11 protein-coding genes are annotated in these 14,003 nt (G+C 71.5%); 4 read left to right on the forward strand and 7 right to left on the reverse strand.

Going from position 1 to position 14,003, the window contains the following annotated elements; genetic code table 11:
• Positions 1–54: 54 nt before the first annotated feature.
• Positions 55–273 (reverse strand): hypothetical protein, encoded by a 219-nt coding sequence (locus ACZ6ZQ_RS09965; protein ID WP_469768050.1) that lies wholly within the window; start codon positions 271–273, stop codon positions 55–57.
• Between the two features lie 199 nt (positions 274–472).
• Here ACZ6ZQ_RS09965 and ACZ6ZQ_RS09970 point away from each other — a divergent pair, with 199 nt between their 5' ends.
• The 4 genes from ACZ6ZQ_RS09970 to ACZ6ZQ_RS09985 all read left to right on the forward strand — a co-directional run bounded on the left by ACZ6ZQ_RS09970 (position 473) and on the right by ACZ6ZQ_RS09985 (position 5,284).
• Positions 473–922, forward strand: coding sequence for a MarR family winged helix-turn-helix transcriptional regulator (locus ACZ6ZQ_RS09970; protein ID WP_469768051.1), 450 nt, complete (start codon positions 473–475; stop codon positions 920–922).
• A 96-nt stretch (positions 923–1,018) separates the two neighbouring features.
• Positions 1,019–3,388: an MFS transporter gene (locus ACZ6ZQ_RS09975; RefSeq protein WP_469768265.1), complete on the forward strand. Its 2,370-nt coding sequence runs from the start codon at positions 1,019–1,021 to the stop codon at positions 3,386–3,388.
• A 122-nt stretch (positions 3,389–3,510) separates the two neighbouring features.
• Positions 3,511–4,341 (forward strand): YceI family protein, encoded by an 831-nt coding sequence (locus tag ACZ6ZQ_RS09980; RefSeq protein ID WP_469768052.1) that lies wholly within the window; start codon positions 3,511–3,513, stop codon positions 4,339–4,341.
• A gap of 472 nt (positions 4,342–4,813) precedes the next feature.
• Complete coding sequence (locus ACZ6ZQ_RS09985; protein WP_469768053.1) at positions 4,814–5,284, forward strand: PPOX class F420-dependent oxidoreductase; 471 nt, start codon at positions 4,814–4,816, stop codon at positions 5,282–5,284.
• A gap of 229 nt (positions 5,285–5,513) precedes the next feature.
• Here ACZ6ZQ_RS09985 and ACZ6ZQ_RS09990 read toward each other — a convergent pair whose 3' ends face one another.
• The 6 genes from ACZ6ZQ_RS09990 to ACZ6ZQ_RS10015 form a co-directional block, all read right to left on the reverse strand.
• Complete coding sequence (locus ACZ6ZQ_RS09990) at positions 5,514–6,281, reverse strand: TetR/AcrR family transcriptional regulator (protein WP_469768054.1); 768 nt, start codon at positions 6,279–6,281, stop codon at positions 5,514–5,516.
• Positions 6,282–6,327: 46 nt separating this feature from the next.
• Complete coding sequence (locus ACZ6ZQ_RS09995; RefSeq protein ID WP_469768055.1) at positions 6,328–7,875, reverse strand: MFS transporter; 1,548 nt, start codon at positions 7,873–7,875, stop codon at positions 6,328–6,330.
• 75 nt (positions 7,876–7,950) lie between these two features.
• Positions 7,951–10,146, reverse strand: a complete 2,196-nt coding sequence (locus ACZ6ZQ_RS10000) for an ArnT family glycosyltransferase (RefSeq protein ID WP_469768056.1) — start codon at positions 10,144–10,146, stop codon at positions 7,951–7,953.
• Positions 10,143–11,570 (reverse strand): bifunctional glycosyltransferase family 2/GtrA family protein, encoded by a 1,428-nt coding sequence (locus ACZ6ZQ_RS10005; RefSeq protein WP_469768057.1) that lies wholly within the window; start codon positions 11,568–11,570, stop codon positions 10,143–10,145. Before ACZ6ZQ_RS10005 ends, ACZ6ZQ_RS10000 begins: the two co-directional genes overlap by 4 nt.
• Before the next feature lie 26 nt (positions 11,571–11,596).
• A complete protein-coding gene (locus ACZ6ZQ_RS10010; protein ID WP_469768266.1) occupies positions 11,597–13,120 on the reverse strand; it encodes a sensor histidine kinase in 1,524 nt (507 codons plus the stop codon).
• Positions 13,121–13,256: 136 nt separating this feature from the next.
• The gene (locus ACZ6ZQ_RS10015; protein ID WP_469768058.1) at positions 13,257–13,997 is read right to left on the reverse strand and encodes a response regulator transcription factor; all 741 of its coding nucleotides are present in this window, start codon (positions 13,995–13,997) and stop codon (positions 13,257–13,259) included.
• Positions 13,998–14,003: the final 6 nt, after the last annotated feature.

Consider the following 14,003-nt stretch of genomic DNA (forward strand, 5'->3'; position numbering starts at 1 on the left):
GAGGGGCACTAGCCAGCGCCGGGGGACCAGTGCCGGCCGGCAGGCGGACCGGTACTAGCCCAGCGCGAGCCAGGCGACCGCGCCGAGGATCGCGATCACGGCGACGACGCCGACGATCAGCCCGACCCGCGGCCCTGCCGACGCGGACTGTGCCGCGCCGCGGCCGCCGCGCTGCGGGCCACCCTCGTCGACGAAGGCGCGGAACATCTGGGTGCTGCCCGCCGGGTCGTAGTTGCCCTCGGGACCCTGGGGGGCTTGGGGGTTGTGTGCCATGGAGCAGGACCCTAGCGAACCCGGGTGACCCGCCCAACCCCCGGCCCGTCGCCATCGCGAGATGCACCCAACACGTCCGCACCATGACCTCGCACATGCAAAGCCTTTTGCGTTCCTTTACCCGGTGTGGCTCATTTTCGTTTGCCTGCAGCAACCAACCTCTTCTATGGTTGCCCTAAGCAACAAGATGGGGGTGTCCATGGCCGCGCGGAGTCAGTACGAGGAGCTGGCCCGGCAGATCAGCGCGATGGGCGCGGTCAAACGGGGCGTCGCACGCCTGCTCCCCGCCGAGTGCCCGTCCGGCTCCGCCGCCGTGCTCTCGCTCCTCGGCCGGTTCGGGGAGATGCGGATGAGCCGGCTCGCCGAGCTTCTCGCCGTCGACATGTCCGTCACCAGTCGGCATGTGGCGCACGTCGCCGAGCGCGGCTGGATCGAACGGTCACCCGACCCGGACGACCGGCGCTCGCGCATCCTGCGGCTCACCCCCGCGGGCGAGGAGCAACTCGCCGACCTCGGCCGGCGCACCACCGATCTGTTCGCCCACTACCTCAAGGACTGGTCCGACGAAGACGTCGGACAGCTGAACGCGCTGCTGGCCCGCCTCCGCGACTCCGTCGGAGACTGCCGGACCGCCCGTACGCACCCGTAACAGACAAGGAAGTTCATGGCTACGACCACACCGACCGGTGTGCGGGGCGGCCACGCCAAGCATGGGGGAACCACTGCCTCCGACGGTGGCACGCCGATGACCCACCGGCAGATCATGGAGGCGCTGTCCGGGCTGCTGCTCGGCATGTTCGTCGCCATCCTGTCCTCGACGATCGTCTCCAACGCCCTGCCGGAGATCATCACCGATCTCGGCGGCGGCCAGTCCGCCTACACCTGGGTGGTCACGGCCGCCCTGCTGTCGATGACCGCGACCACCCCGCTGTGGGGCAAGCTCGCCGACCTCTTCAGCAAGAAGCTGCTGGTCCAGATAGCCCTGATCATCTATGTCGCGGGCTCGGTCGTGGCCGGCCTCGCGCAGAACACCGGCATGCTCATCGCCTGCCGCGTCGTCCAGGGCATCGGCGTCGGCGGTCTCACCGCCCTCGCCCAGGTCATCATGGCCGCGATGATCGCGCCGCGGGAGCGCGGCCGCTACAGCGGCTACCTCGGTGCGACGTTCGCCGTAGCAACGGTCGGCGGTCCGCTGCTCGGCGGTGTCATCACCGACACCGACTGGCTGGGCTGGCGCTGGTGCTTCTACGTCGGCGTGCCCTTCGCGCTCATCGCGCTCATCGTGCTCCAGAAGACCCTGAAGCTCCCGGTCGTGAAGCGCCAGGTCAAGGTCGACTGGGCAGGTGCCTTCTTCATCAGCGCCGCGGTCTCGCTGCTGCTCATCTGGGTGACCTTCGCGGGTGACAAGTACGACTGGCTGTCCTGGCAGACCTACGCCATGGTCGGCGGCGCGGTCCTCCTCGGCGCGGTCTTCCTGATCGTCGAGTCGAAGGCGAGCGAACCGATCATCCCGCTGCGGCTGTTCCGCAGCCGCACCATCACCCTGGCCTCGCTCGCCTCGCTCTTCGTCGGTGTCGCGATGTTCGCCGGCACGGTCTTCTTCAGCCAGTACTTCCAGCTGGCGCGGGGCGAGTCGCCGACGATGTCCGGCGTCATGACCATCCCGATGATCGCCGGTCTGTTCGTCTCCTCGACGGTCAGCGGCATGATCATCACCAAGACCGGCAAGTGGAAGGCGTGGCTGGTCAGCGGCGGTGTGCTGGTGACCGGTGGCCTCGGGCTGCTGGGCATGATCCGCTACGACACCGAGTACTGGCGCATCGCGGTCTTCATGGCCGTCATGGGTCTCGGCCTCGGCATGATGATGCAGAACCTGGTGCTGGCCACCCAGAACCAGGTCGCCCCGCAGGACCTCGGCTCGGCCTCGTCCGTCGTGACCTTCTTCCGGTCGCTGGGCGGCGCGATCGGCGTCTCGGCGCTGGGCGCGGTGCTCGCCAACCGGGTCACCCACTACGTCGAGGACGGGTTCGCCGAGCTCGGTCCGAAGGCCGCGGCGATGGGCCACGGCGGTACGGCCGGCGGGGGCATCCCCGACCTGGACACCCTGCCCGCCCCGATCCGTACGGTCATCGAGAGCGCGTACGGGCACGGCGTCGCCGATGTGTTCCTGTACTCGGCGCCGTTCGCGCTGCTGGCGTTCCTGGTCACGCTGTTCATCAAGGAGGTGGCGCTGAAGAGCGCCGCGGCGCCGGCTCCGGACGCGGCCTCCGGGTCCGGGACCGCGGCCGAGGAGACCGAGGCGGCTCAGGATCACCCCGTCGGAACCGATCCCGCCGCCGCGGTCACCGCCGCCACCGGCACCGCCGTACGCGGTGTGGTCCGCGGGTCCGAGGGCGCGCCCGTCGGACGGGCCGCCGTCACCCTGATCTCGCTCGCCGGGCGGCAGCTGGGCCGCTCGGTGGCGCAGGCGGACGGCTCGTACGCGCTGGACGCCCCGGGCGCCGGTTCGTACGTCCTGATCGCCGCCGCCGACGGTTTCCAGCCGCAGGCGTCCACGGTCGTCGTCGGTGACGAGCCGATGGCGCACGACATCCTCCTCGCCGGTACGAGCGGGCTGGCGGGTGCGGTGGTCGCGGCCGACGGCGGCGCCCCGGTCGACGGCGCGATGGTGATCGTCACCGATGTGCGCGGCGAGGTGCTGGCCACCGGGAAGTCCGGTGCGGACGGCGGCTTCGCCTTCGGCGAGCTGGTGCCGGGCTCGGTGACCGTCGCGGTGAACGCCACCGGGTTCCGCCCGCTGGCGCTCCCCGTGGAGATCGGCGGCCGGGGCGTGACCCGTGTCGAGGCGGCCCTGCGGGCCGGGGCGCTGCTCCAGGGCACGGTACGGGCCGGCGCCGGCCGGCGGCCGCTGCACGACGCCCGGGTGACGCTGATCGACGCCGCGGGGAACGTCGTGGCCAACGCGACGACCGGCGAGGACGGCGCATACGCCTTCGCCGACCTGGACGCGGGCGAGTACACGGTCATCGCGACCGGCTACCCGCCGGTGGCGGGCGCGCTCACGGTGGCCGGACACGGAATCGACGGCCACGACATCGAACTCGCCCACCCCTAGGTCCTGTCCGGGCAATTCGACCCCCGGGCGGCGTTTCGAGCGGAGGCGCGGCCCGGGGCCGGGGCGGCAGGCAGGGGACGGCCTGCCGCCCCGGCGACTCATCGGCAAGGAGACGAAACGGGATGGGACTGCAGGCACAGGTACGGATCCGGGACGGCTGGGCGGTCCAGCACGCGGTGGTGACGGTGACGGACACGACCGGCGCGCAGGTGCTGCGGGCCGAGGCGGACGCGGACGGCACGGTGAGGACCGACGTCCCCTTGCCGGCCGGTCCCTGCACGGTGATCGTCACGGCGGTCGGCTACGCCCCGTCCGCCTCCACCGCACTGGTCACGGCGAGCGGACGGGCGGAGTTCGGCACGGTCGTGCTGGCCCGGCAGGGCGGGGCCGAACTGCCGCCGCCCGGCGTCTGGTCGGTGGATCCCGCGCACTCGTCGGTGGGCACGGTCGCCCAGCACCTGGGAATCTCCAGCGTGCACGGCCGGTTCACCGAGTTCGGCGGCCGGATCGAGATCGCGGAGGACGTGGCGCGCTCCCGGGTGGACGCCGTGATCGGCGCGGCGTCCATCGACACCGGCAACGGCCTGCGGGACAAGCACCTCAAGTCGCCGGACTTCCTCGACGTGGAGCGCTTCCCGCAGATCACCTACCGCAGCCACGGGCTGACGCCGGCCGGACCGGACCGCTGGACGGTGCACGGCCTGCTGTCCCTGCACGGGGTCGAGCGCGAGGTGGAGCTGACGCTGTCGTACCTCGGCACGGGCCCCGACCCCTGGGGCGGCGTGCGAGCGGCCTTCCACGCCACGGCCGAACTACGCCGGGACGACTTCGCGATGAACTACAACCAGGTCGTTCAGGCGGGCATCTCGGCGATCGGGACGACGCTGAAGGTGGAACTCGCCATTCAAGCGATCGAGGAGTGTCAGGCGGTCCAGGGCGCGGCCCTGCCCTAGACGAGCAAGTCCTGTCTCCCGCCGTCCGCCCGGAGGGCGGGCTTCGCGGCGTCCGGTGCGTGCAGATGCAAGGCGGTGGGGGTACCCCCGGCCGGAGGTTGGGGGAGGTCGCCCTCGTGCCGGGCGCACTTGGACGATCCCGACAACGCAGCGTGGGGGCACCTCCCGTGCCCGAAGGGCTACGGGGGAGTGCGTGCCGGCGGCGCGGGGCAGGCGGGAGACAGGACTTGCTCGTCTAAGGGCTGTCCCGCAATACCCACCGGGCGCACGACGACAGCTACGGCACCTCGCTGCGTTGTCGAATCGTCACGATACATCCAGTATTGGGACGACCTCCCCCAACCTCCGGCCGGGGGTACCCCCACCGCCTTGCGATGCGTCCCCTCGGCCCTCCGGGCCTGGGGAGACCCCATGCATCTGACGCCGCGCGCTGGTCCGCCGGGTATTGCGGGACAGCCCTTAGGGTGCGGGCATGGCACCCAACATCGCGAGCACCACCCCGGTGGACCTGGACCAGTTGCTGGAGTTCGTACGGCCTCGCCACCGCGCGATCCTCCTCACCCGCCGCACCGACGACTCCCCGCAGGGCTCCCCGCTGACCTGCGGCGTCGACGGCTCGGGCCGTATCGTCATCTCGACCTACCCCGAGCGCGCGAAGACCCGGAACGCGAAGCGGGACGAGCGGGTGAGCGTCATCGTGCTGAGCGACGACTGGGACGGACCGTGGGTCCAGATCGACGGCACGGCGGAGGTGATCGACGCGCCGGATTCGGTGGAACCCCTCGTGGAGTACTTTCGCAACGTCGGGGGCGAGCACCCGGACTGGGACGAGTACCGCGAGGCGATGATCAAGCAGGGTAAGTCGATCATCCGGATCACTCCGGTGCGGTGGGGGCCGGTGGCGAAGGGCGGCTTCCCCGCGAGGCTGAGCTCAAGAACCTGACTTGTCCTCGCGAGGCTGAGCTCAGGGCCTGACCTCTCCCCGCCCGGCCTCGCCCCGTCCCTGCCGGCGGGGCTCGTTCGAGCCCGTCCGGCGTTTCGGGGACGGACACCCGGGCCGACCGGACTCCGGTCACGACCTAGGCCGTGAGCTTGCCCCCAGTCCGGGAGGGGCGGGTCGGAGGCAGTGTCCGATGTGCGGCTCCGCCGCGTGGGCCCGCCGCAGACGACCCCTACCCCCGGGCCACCATCGTCTCGATGCCCGCGATCACCAGCTCCAGCGCGTTGTCGAAGTCCCGGTCGAGCATCTCCTCGACCGTGTCCCCGCCCCGCGCCTCGATGATCTTCTCCGCGTCCTGGAGCATCTCCGCGAGCTCGGGCATGCTCCGGGTCGCGCCCATGGCCTCCGCCCAGAACTCGTCCAGCGACATCCCGGCGTCGACGCAGCGCTTCTTGAAGTGGCCCTCGACCGTGCCGATTCCGTAGACGAACTGGAAGACCGAGGCCATGCCGGCCGCCTGCCAGTTCAGCGGGAGTCCCGTGTTGCCGATGACCCCCTGCACGGTGCGCGCGAAGGCCAGCGAGTGGGGGCCGATGTTCAGGTACGTACCGATGAGCGCGGAGACCCAGGGGTGGGCGACGAGCAACCGGCGGTACGCGGCCGCGAGTTCGCGGAGCTGGTCGCGCCAGTCCGCACCCTCCTGCGCCGGGTCGGGCAGCCGCATCCCGTCGTAGACGGAGTCGAGGGCCAGTTCCAGCAGCTCGTCCTTGGTGTCGACGTACCAGTAGACCGACATCGCGGTCACGCCGATCTCCGCGGCGAGCCGCCGCATCGAGAACTTCGCCAGCCCTTCCGCGTCCAGCATCCGTACCGTCACCGCGGTGATCTTGTCCCGGTCGAGCCCGGACGGCTGGTCGGCCTTGCGGCCCCGGGGGGCCCTGCCTTCCAGCCATACGCTCGTCACCGCCCGGCGCTTCGTACGGTCGGCTGCCGACACCATGGCGTACCCTCCTCGTTCCCGCCGGGCGGTCCACCCAGTTCAGATGCTATGCCGCCACCTGCACGGAGTCTGCCCGCTCGGCCCGCCGCAGCAGCACCGCGGCCAGCACTCCGCCCGCCAGCACCGCCGCCGCGCCGACGAGCTGGCTCGTCTGCAGGCTGGCTGCGAAGGCATCGGCGATGCGCGCCTTCTCCACGGGGCTCTTGGCCGCGGCGAGCGCAGCGGGGAGCGAGGCCGCCGAGACGGCGACGAGCGAGGCGAACCGGGAGTTCAGCACGGCTCCGAGCACCGCGACGCCGAGGCCGTTGCCGAACTCCGCCAGCGTGCCGTTGACGCCCGCGCCCACACCCGCCTTCTCGGTCGGAATGGCACTCATGATCGCAGTGGCCATCGCGGGCTGCGAGACCGCGATACCGGCGCCCATCAGGACCAGGCCGAGCAGCATCCCCCCGTAGCTGCCGTCCGTACCGCCGCCGAGGACGGCGATGGCGGCAAGTCCGCCCGAGACCAGCGCCATACCGACGAGAACGGCGAGCGGCGTGCCGAGCTTGACCACGACCCTGGGGCCGAGGCCCGAGAGGTTGAGCACGACGATGGTGAGCGCGAACGGCGCCATACGCAGACCGGCCTCCAGCGGCTCGTAGCCGAGCACGAACTGCAGATGCTGGGTGAGCAGGAAGATCGAGCCGCCCATGCCGAAGACGACGAGAAGAGCGCCCGCGACCGCGCCGACGAAGCGCTGGTTGCGGAAGAAGTGCATGTCCAGCATCGGATACGGGACGCGCAGCTCCCAGAGCGCGAACGCCCCGAGGACGAGGACACCGATGACGGCCGGGACCAGCACCTGGGCCGAGAGCCAGCCGTGCTCCGGCCCGGTGATGATCGCGTACACCACGGCTGTCATACCGATGGTGGAGAGCAGCGCGCCGACCAGGTCGGGCCGGTCGCCCTGGACCGGGGGTCCGGGGGTTGTCCCCCGGACCGACACAGCCTTGGACTCGGGGACGAGCTTCACGACGGCGATCAGACCGGCCAGCGCGACCGGCAGGTTGATCAGGAAGATCATGCCCCACCAGAAGTGGTTCAGGATGACGCCGCCGATCAGCGGTCCCGCGGCGAAGCCGAGCGAACCCACGGTGGCCCAGAGCGCGATCGCCTTCACCCGCTCCTTCTCGTCGAAGATCTGCATGACCACGGCGAGGGTCGTGGTCATCAGGAGCGCGCCGCCGATGCCCATGCCCGCGCGGGCGGCGATCAGCTGCCCGGCGTCCTGGGCGAGTCCGGCCGACAGTGAGCCGAGACCGAAGAGGGCGAGGCCCGCGGCGAGCATCTTCTTGCGGCCGTAGCGGTCGGCGGCGCTGCCGGCGGTGAGCAGGAGGCCCGACTGGACCAGTGAGTACGCGTTGATCATCCACTGGATGTCGGCGGTCGAGGCGTCGAGCTCCGTGGTGAGGGACGGGATCGCGACGCTGAGGACGGTGTTGTCGAGCAGCACGGTGAGCTGGGCGAGGCAGACGACGCCGAGGATCAGCCAGCGCTGCGGGTGGCCGCCGGTGGGGGCGGTGGAGGTGCTCTCGGCGGTCGTCGCCGTCATCTCCGGGCTCCTTGTACGGTGTACGGGACTTGGTCTCGTACACCGTACAAGGGCTTCTCGTACGCCGTATAGGGATTACTTTTCGGCCGTCAGGTCGTAGAGGGTGATGCCGTCCACGGTGACCTGGGTGAAGTTCTCCTCGACCCAGGTGGAGATCCCGGTACTGGCGTTGCCTCCGGGGCCGCCCATGCCGCCGCTCGCGATGAAGTAGTGGATCTTCCCCGCGGCGACGTACTGCTTGAACTGCGCGAGGGTCGGGGACGGGTCGCTGCCGTTGAAGCCGCCGATCGCCATGACCGGCTTCTCGGTGGCGAGCTGGTAGCCGGCGGCGTTCTGGGAGCCGATGGCGGCGGCTGCCCAGGTGTAGTCGGAGGCGTTCTGCTTGAGCTTGTCCGCGACGGCGGAGCTGACGTCGGCGCCGTTGAGGAGGCCGCCCATGCCGCCGCCACCGCGGCCGGGGAGTTCACCCTGACCCTGGCCCTGCCCCTGGCCCATGCCGGGCATCTGACCCTGCCGGCCCTGACCTTGGCCGCCCTGGCCGCCCGTCGGGGGCTGGCCCATGCCGCCCCCGGGCATTCCGCCCGGCATTCCGCCGGGCGGCATCGCTCCGGTCGTACCGGGCGGCATCATCCGCGGCCCGCCGCCGTCGTCACCGCCGCGGCCGCCAGGACCACCGCCGCCCGGACCGCCCCGCATCGAGGCCGGACCCGCCGTCACGATCGAGCCCTGATGACCGGTGTCCAGCGTGGACAGGGTGTACGCCACCGGCCCGGCGAGCCCGGCCGCCAGACCGAGGCCGGCCGCACCGAGCGCAAGCCGTCGCCCGAGCCGCCCCGCGAACAGCAGCCCGGCCGCCGCCACGAGCCCGCCCACCAGCACCGCCGAGCCGAGCCAGGGCACGAAGTCCTCCGTACGGCCCAGCAGCACGTACGCCCAGACCGCGGTCGCGGCCGCCGTGGCGGCCAGCGCGACACGCGAGGCGAAGTGCGCGCGCTCCTCCCACAGCACCGTTGTACCCATGCCGACGAGCGCCGCGATGTACGGGGCCAGCGCCACCGTGTAGTACTCGTGGAAGATTCCGGCCATGAAGCTGAAGACCGCGAGGGTCATCAGCAGCGAGCCGCCCCACACCAGGAACGCGGACCTCGCGGTGTCCGTGCGATTCGCCCGCCACAGGGTGACCAGCCCCGCGACCAGCAGGATCAGCGCTGCGGGCAGCAGCCAGGAGATCTGGCCGCCGATGCTCTCGTTGAACATCCGCCCGATGCCGGTCTCGCCCCAGCCGCCGCCCTGACGGCCGCCGCCGCCACCGCCGTCGCCTCCGCCCACGCTGCCGGTCTCGTTGCCGTTGATCCGGCCGAGGCCGTTGTAGCCGAAGGTGAGCTCCAGGAAGCTGTTGTTCTGCGAGCCTCCGATGTACGGGCGCGAGGACGCGGGCCACAGTTCGACGATCGCGACCCACCAGCCGCCGGACACGATCAACGCCAGCCCGGCGAGGGCGAGTTGGCCGAGGCGTCGCCGTACGGTCGTGGGCGCGCACACCGCGTACACGAGCGCCAGCGGCGGAAGGATCAGAAACGCCTGCAGGGTCTTGGTCAGAAACGCGAAGCCGACCGCGACGCCCGCCCACACCAGCCACTTGGTGCGGGCGCCTTCGAGGGCGCGCAGCACGCAGTACACGGTGACGGTCATGAGCAGCGCGAGCAGCGCGTCGGGATTGTTGAACCGGAACATCAGCGCGGCGACCGGAGTGAGCGCCAGCACGGCTCCCGCGATCAGCCCGGCCGCCGGGCTGAACCGCCGCCGCACGGCCGCGTACACGACGCCGACCGTGGCCACGCCCATCAGTACCTCGGGCAGCAGGATCTGCCACGAGCCGAGCCCGAACAGCCGCACGGACAGGGCCATGGGCCAGAGGGCGGCGGGCGGCTTGTCGACGGTGATGGAGTTCGCGGCGTCGGAGGAGCCGAAGAAGAAGGCCTTCCAGCTCTCGCTGCCGGCCTGAACCGCGGCGGAGTAGAAGGAGTTGGCGTATTCGGAGGCGCTGAGGTTGTACAGGTACAGCAGCCCGGTGAGCACGAGCAGCGCGAGCACGGCGGGCCGCACCCAGGCGGGGTCCTCGGCCCGCCCCCGCCAGATCCGGGCGCGGGGCGGGGTGGCGTGCGCCGCCCCATCGGCCGCCGCCCCATCGGCTGCCTCGGCGGCCCGGAGCGACGCGGAAGCGTCGGCGCCCGGCAGCCCCTCGTACTTGTCGTGCGGCAGTGTCGTCATCGTCGAGTCCCCGTGGTCGTGTTCGTCGTGATCGAGTTCGTCGAGTTCGTCGAGTTCGTCGTGTTCGCCGTGGTCGAGTTCGTCGTGTTCGTGTTCGCGGTCATCTCGTCGCCGAAGCTCAGACCTCGCAGCTGAACGGTCGCGTCACCGAACTGCGCGTGGGCGGGCCCCGCGGGGCCGTCGCCATGCCGGTCCGGGAAGACCCACGCGCGGAAGAGCAGGAAACGGAGCACCGTCGCCGCGAGGTTGGCGACGATCAGGACCGCCAGCTCCGTGCCGTGGGACGGACTGCCGGAAGCCGCGTCGAGCGCCGCGAGGGAGCCGCTGGTGAGGGCGAGGCCGATGCCGAAGACGACGAGGCCCTGGGCCTGGTGGCGTACGGCGCGCTCCCGCCCTCGTACCCCGAACGTGAGCCTCCGGTTGGCCGCCGTGTTGGCGACGGCCGACACCAGCAGCGCGCCGGCGTTGGCCGTCTGCGGCCCGACACCCGCGCGGAAGACGGAGTAGAGCAGCAGATAGAAGAGCGTGGAGAGCGCGCCGACCACGCAGAAGCCGACCAGTTGCCTGGCCAGTCCGCCCGGTACACCGCTGAGTTGCCGGTCCCTCGGGTCGTCGCCGAACGGCCGTGCCAGCCGGTCCAGCGGCAGTGCGCCGACCGCCAGCGCGCGCCCCACGCGCCAGACGCCCTTCAGGTCGTCGAGGGCCGTCCGCACGATGTGGACGGTGGAGTCGGGGTCGTCGACCCAGTCCACCGGCACCTCATGGATCCGCAGCCCCGCCCGCTCGGCCAGCACCAGCAGCTCGGTGTCGAAGAACCACCCGGTGTCCTCGACCATCGGCAGCAGCCGCTCGGCGACGTCCCGCCGTATCGCCTTGAACCCGCACTGCGCGTCGGAGAAGCGGGCGGCCAGCGAGGAGCGCAGGATCAGGTTGTAGGCCCGGGAGATGAATTCCCGCTTCGGGCCGCGCACCACGCGCGACGACCGCGCGAGCCGCGACCCGATCGCGAGATCCGAGTGCCCGGAGATCAGCGGGGCGACCAGCGGCAGCAGCGCGTTGAGGTCGGTGGACAGATCCACGTCCATGTACGCGAGGACGGGCGCGTCGGAGGCCGCCCACACGGCGCGCAGCGCACGGCCGCGGCCCTTCTCCTCCAGCCGGTACGCCCGTACCCCGGGGATCGAGGCTTCGAGCGCGGCCGCCACCTGCGGCGTACGGTCGGTGCTCGCGTTGTCGGCGACGGTGATCCGGAAGCTGTACGGGAACGTGTGCGCGAGGTGGCTGTGGAGCCGCCGTACGCACGGCTCCAGGTCCTTCTCCTCGTTGTGGACGGGAATCACCACGTCGAGTACGGGCGTGCCCGCCATGCCGACGGGCAGATACTCCCGTGCCGGCAGGGTGCCCGGTGCAGTGTCGGTTCGCATGGCCCTGACTCTCGCCAGGGCTGCTGTCACGGCTGTGTGGTGAGCCTGTGCGCCGTCTGTGAGTCCCGGATCTCCTGCCCGAGCCGCGCGAGCGGCAGACGTACGGAGAAGACCGTGCGGCCCGGCACGCTCTCCACGCCCACCGTCCCACCGTGCGCGGCGACGACGGCCTGCACGATCGCCAGCCCGAGACCCGTGCTCCCGGCGTGCCGCGAGCGAGAGGCGTCACCGCGTGCGAAGCGTTCGAAGACGTGCGGGACCAGTGCGGGCGGAATGCCGGGCCCGTCGTCCCGGACCTCCAGGGCGACGGCCGTCCGGCAGTCGAGCGGCCGGACCCGCGCGGTCACCGTGGTCCCGGGCGGGGTGTGGGTACGGGCATTGGCCAGCAGATTGACCAGTACCTGCTGGAGCCGTGCCGGGTCGGCCCGTACCGTCACGGGTTCGTCCGGCAGGTCCAGCCGCCACAGATGGTCCTGCCCGGCGGCGCGGGCATCGCTCACCGCGTCCACGACGAGCATCGAGAGATCGGTGCTCTCGTACGAGAGCGGCCGTCCCGCGTCGAGGCGCGCCAGCAGCAGCAGATCTTCGACCAGCCCCGTCATCCGCGTCGCCTCCGCCTCGATCCGCCCCAGCGCATGGCGGGTGTCGGGCCCGGTCTCCTCCCGGCCGCGGCGCGTCAGCTCGGCGTACCCGCGGATCGAGGCGAGCGGAGTGCGCAGCTCATGGCTGGCGTCAGCGACGAACTGCCGTACCCGCGTCTCGCTCTCCTGCCGCGCGTGCAGCGCGGAGTGGACATGGTCGAGCATCCGGTTGAGGGCCGCGCCGACCTGTCCGACCTCGTTGCGCGGATCGGCCTCGGCGTCCGGTACGCGCTCGTACAGCGCCACCTCGCCGCTGTGCAGCGGGAGTTCGGAGACCCGGGTGGCGGTCGCGGCGACCCGCCGCAGCGGCCGCAGCGCGACCCCGACGAGCGTCCCGCCCGCCAGCCCGGCGGCGATCAGCCCGGCACCGGTCACACAGATCTCGACGACGACGAGCGTGCCGATGGTGCTGTGCACCTCGGCGAGCGGTACGCCGACGAGGAACGCGCCGTTGCCGCCCGACACGTACTCGACGCGGTAGTCGCCGAGCCCGGGGATCTCCACGCTGTGCGCGTTGCCGTCACGCGGGACACCGGCGAGCGCCGCCTTCTCCGCCTCCGCCAGCGCATGGTCCGTGAGCTGCGGACCCCCGTCCGTCTCCTGCTGTGCGGAGACGAGCCCGTCACCGAGGGAGCCGTCGGCGGCCACCTCGGCACCGACCGTGCCGAGTGGCGCACCGCCCCCGGTGACGAACCGCAGCGGGTTGTCCGGCAGCCGCAGGCCGTGGGGTGCCTCCGGCGGCGGCCCGGCGGCCCGCAACGCGAGACCGTGCAACTGCTCGTCCTTCTGCCCGTACAGATAGCTCCGCAGCGCGAACGTCGTGACCGTGCCGATGACCGCCGCGACGACCGCGATCAGCACGACCGCCGAAACCACGAGCCGGGTCCGCAGCGACCATCTACGGCCCATGCCACCGGTCGCCGGGCCACTCGCCGGACCGGTCACCCGGCTACTGACCGGATCACTCACCCGACCGCTCACCGAACCGGTCGCCCGGCTGCTGACCGGACCGCTCACCGGACCACTCGCCGGACCACCCACCGGGCTACTCACCAGGCTTGATCAGATACCCCGCACCGCGCCTGGTGTGGATCATCGGGGACCGGCCGGCGTCGATCTTCCGCCGCAGATAGGAGATGTAGAGCTCGACGACGTTGGCCTGGCCGCCGAAGTCGTACGACCAGACACGGTCGAGGATCTGCGCCTTGCTGAGCACGCGCCGCGGATTGCGCATCAGATAGCGCAGCAGCTCGAACTCGGTCGCCGTGAGATGGATCGACGTACCGGCCCGGGTCACCTCGTGGCTGTCCTCGTCGAGCGTCAGGTCACCGACGGCGAGCAGCGACACGCTACGTACGGCCGAGGCCGCCCCCGAGCGCCGGATCAGCCCGCGCAGCCGCGCCACGACCTCCTCCAGGCTGAACGGCTTGGTGACGTAGTCGTCGCCACCCGCCGTGAGACCCGCGATCCGGTCCTCGACGGCGTCCTTCGCCGTGAGGAACAGCACGGGCACGTCGGGCAGTTCCCGCCGCAGCCTGCCGAGGACGGCCAGCCCGTCCATGTCGGGCAGCATCACGTCCAGGATCACGGCATCGGGCCGGAAGGACCGCACCGAGCGCAGCGCGCTCGCGCCGTCGCCGGCGCTGCGCACCTCCCACCCTTCGTAGCGCAGCGCCATGGAGAGCAGCTCGGCGAGGGAGGCCTCGTCGTCCACGACGAGCACGCGGACGGCGCCGCCGTCCGGCCTGCGCAGTTCGGTGCGTCCCAGGGGAGAGGTCGTCGTCATGGTCCC

The sequence above is a fragment of the Streptomyces sp. NPDC053673 genome (assembly GCF_055585225.1).

Coding starts and splice junctions, on each gene's coding strand:
- ACZ6ZQ_RS09965 (WP_469768050.1), bottom strand. CDS start 273: ATGGCACACAACCCCCAAGCCCCCCAGGGTCCCGAGGGCAACTACGAC.
- ACZ6ZQ_RS09970 (WP_469768051.1), top strand. CDS start 473: ATGGCCGCGCGGAGTCAGTACGAGGAGCTGGCCCGGCAGATCAGCGCG.
- ACZ6ZQ_RS09975 (WP_469768265.1), top strand. CDS start 1,019: ATGACCCACCGGCAGATCATGGAGGCGCTGTCCGGGCTGCTGCTCGGC.
- ACZ6ZQ_RS09980 (WP_469768052.1), top strand. CDS start 3,511: ATGGGACTGCAGGCACAGGTACGGATCCGGGACGGCTGGGCGGTCCAG.
- ACZ6ZQ_RS09985 (WP_469768053.1), top strand. CDS start 4,814: ATGGCACCCAACATCGCGAGCACCACCCCGGTGGACCTGGACCAGTTG.
- ACZ6ZQ_RS09990 (WP_469768054.1), bottom strand. CDS start 6,281: ATGGTGTCGGCAGCCGACCGTACGAAGCGCCGGGCGGTGACGAGCGTA.
- ACZ6ZQ_RS09995 (WP_469768055.1), bottom strand. CDS start 7,875: ATGACGGCGACGACCGCCGAGAGCACCTCCACCGCCCCCACCGGCGGC.
- ACZ6ZQ_RS10000 (WP_469768056.1), bottom strand. CDS start 10,146: ATGACGACACTGCCGCACGACAAGTACGAGGGGCTGCCGGGCGCCGAC.
- ACZ6ZQ_RS10005 (WP_469768057.1), bottom strand. CDS start 11,570: ATGCGAACCGACACTGCACCGGGCACCCTGCCGGCACGGGAGTATCTG.
- ACZ6ZQ_RS10010 (WP_469768266.1), bottom strand. CDS start 13,120: ATGGGCCGTAGATGGTCGCTGCGGACCCGGCTCGTGGTTTCGGCGGTC.
- ACZ6ZQ_RS10015 (WP_469768058.1), bottom strand. CDS start 13,997: ATGACGACGACCTCTCCCCTGGGACGCACCGAACTGCGCAGGCCGGAC.